The sequence below is a fragment of the Methylobacterium sp. B1 genome (assembly GCF_000333255.1).
In the GTDB taxonomy this organism is placed as follows: Bacteria; Pseudomonadota; Alphaproteobacteria; order Rhizobiales; family Beijerinckiaceae; genus Methylobacterium; species Methylobacterium fujisawaense.
Window position 1 is genome coordinate 1 of the sequence record NZ_BACT01000436.1, and the last position, 1,300, is coordinate 1,300.

Genomic DNA, 1,300 nt, shown 5'->3' on the forward strand with positions numbered 1-1,300 from the left:
AAGGGGCCGTTCGTCGACGGCTACCTCTCAAGAAGGCCGAGGCGGCGCGGGGCTCCTCGCGTTCCGAGGTCATCAAGATCTGGAGCCGCCGCTCCACGATCCTTCCGCAGTTCGTCGGGCTCACCTTCGGTGTGCACAACGGGCAGAAGCACATCCCGGTCTACGTCACCGAGGAGATGGTCGGTCACAAGTTCGGCGAGTTCTCGCCGACCCGCACCTTCCCGGGCCACGCGGCCGACAAGAAGGCGAAGAGGCGCTGAGATGGGCAAGCAAGCCACCCCCCGCGCGCTCCCCGAGAACGAGGCGAAGGCCGTCGCGCGCATGCTGCGCGTCAGCCCGCAGAAGCTCAACCTCGTGGCGCAGATGATCCGCGGCAAGAAGGTCGACACGGCGCTCGCCGAGCTGCAGTTCTCGCGCAAGCGGATCTCCACCGAGGTCAAGAAGTGCCTCGAGAGCGCCATCGCCAACGCCGAGAACAACCACGACCTGGACGTGGACGACCTCGTCGTCTCCCAGGCCTTCGTGGGCAAGGCGCTGGTTCTCAAGCGTTTCCACGCCCGCGCCCGCGGCCGCGGTGCGCGCATCCTGAAGCCCTTCTCGAACCTCACCATCGTGGTTCGCGAAGTCCGCCAGGCCGAAGCGGCCTGAGGAGGATCTGATGGGCCAGAAAGTCAATCCGATCGGTCTCCGGCTCGGCATCAACCGGACCTGGGACTCCCGCTGGTTCGCCAACAAGGGCGACTATGCGAAGCTCATGCACGAGGACGTCGCGATCCGCGCCGCCCTCATGAAGCAGCTCAAGCAGGCGGCGGTCTCCAAGATCGTCATCGAGCGTCCGCACCGGAAGTGCCGCGTCACCATCCACTCGGGCCGTCCGGGCGTGGTGATCGGCAAGAAGGGCGCGGATATCGAGAAGCTGCGCAAGCTCGTCGGCACGATGACCAAGGCCGACGTGACCATCAACATCGTCGAGGTGCGCAAGCCCGAGATCGACGCCACCCTGGTGGCCGACTCGATCGCCCAGCAGCTCGAGCGCCGCGTCGCCTTCCGGCGCGCCATGAAGCGGGCCGTTCAGTCGGCCATGCGTCTCGGCGCCGAGGGCATCCGGATCAACTGCTCGGGTCGTCTCGGCGGCGCCGAGATCGCCCGCCAGGAATGGTACCGCGAGGGCCGGGTCCCGCTGCACACGCTGCGTGCGGACGTGGATTACGGCACGGCCACGGCGTTCACGACCTACGGCACCTGCGGCATCAAGGTGTGGGTGTTCAAGGGCGAGATCCTTGAGCACGATCCGATGGCT

General features: G+C 66.8%; 2 protein-coding genes and 1 pseudogene. All 3 read left to right on the top strand.

Annotated features, from left to right (window positions below; genetic code table 11):
- A pseudogene (gene rpsS / locus I53_RS12775) lies at window positions 1-260 on the top strand (30S ribosomal protein S19); the annotation flags it as partial.
- A 1-nt stretch (window position 261) separates the two neighbouring features.
- Window positions 262-648, top strand: coding sequence for a 50S ribosomal protein L22 (gene rplV / locus I53_RS12780; RefSeq protein WP_012319191.1), 387 nt, complete (start codon window positions 262-264; stop codon window positions 646-648).
- Between the two features lie 10 nt (window positions 649-658).
- The coding region (rpsC, locus tag I53_RS12785; protein WP_043351255.1) for a 30S ribosomal protein S3 at window positions 659-1,300 on the top strand (642 nt) is incomplete at its 3' end.

Excerpts from the sequence above, each read along its gene's own strand:
- rplV (WP_012319191.1), top strand. The coding sequence starts at position 262 with ATGGGCAAGCAAGCCACCCCCCGCGCGCTCCCCGAGAACGAGGCGAAG.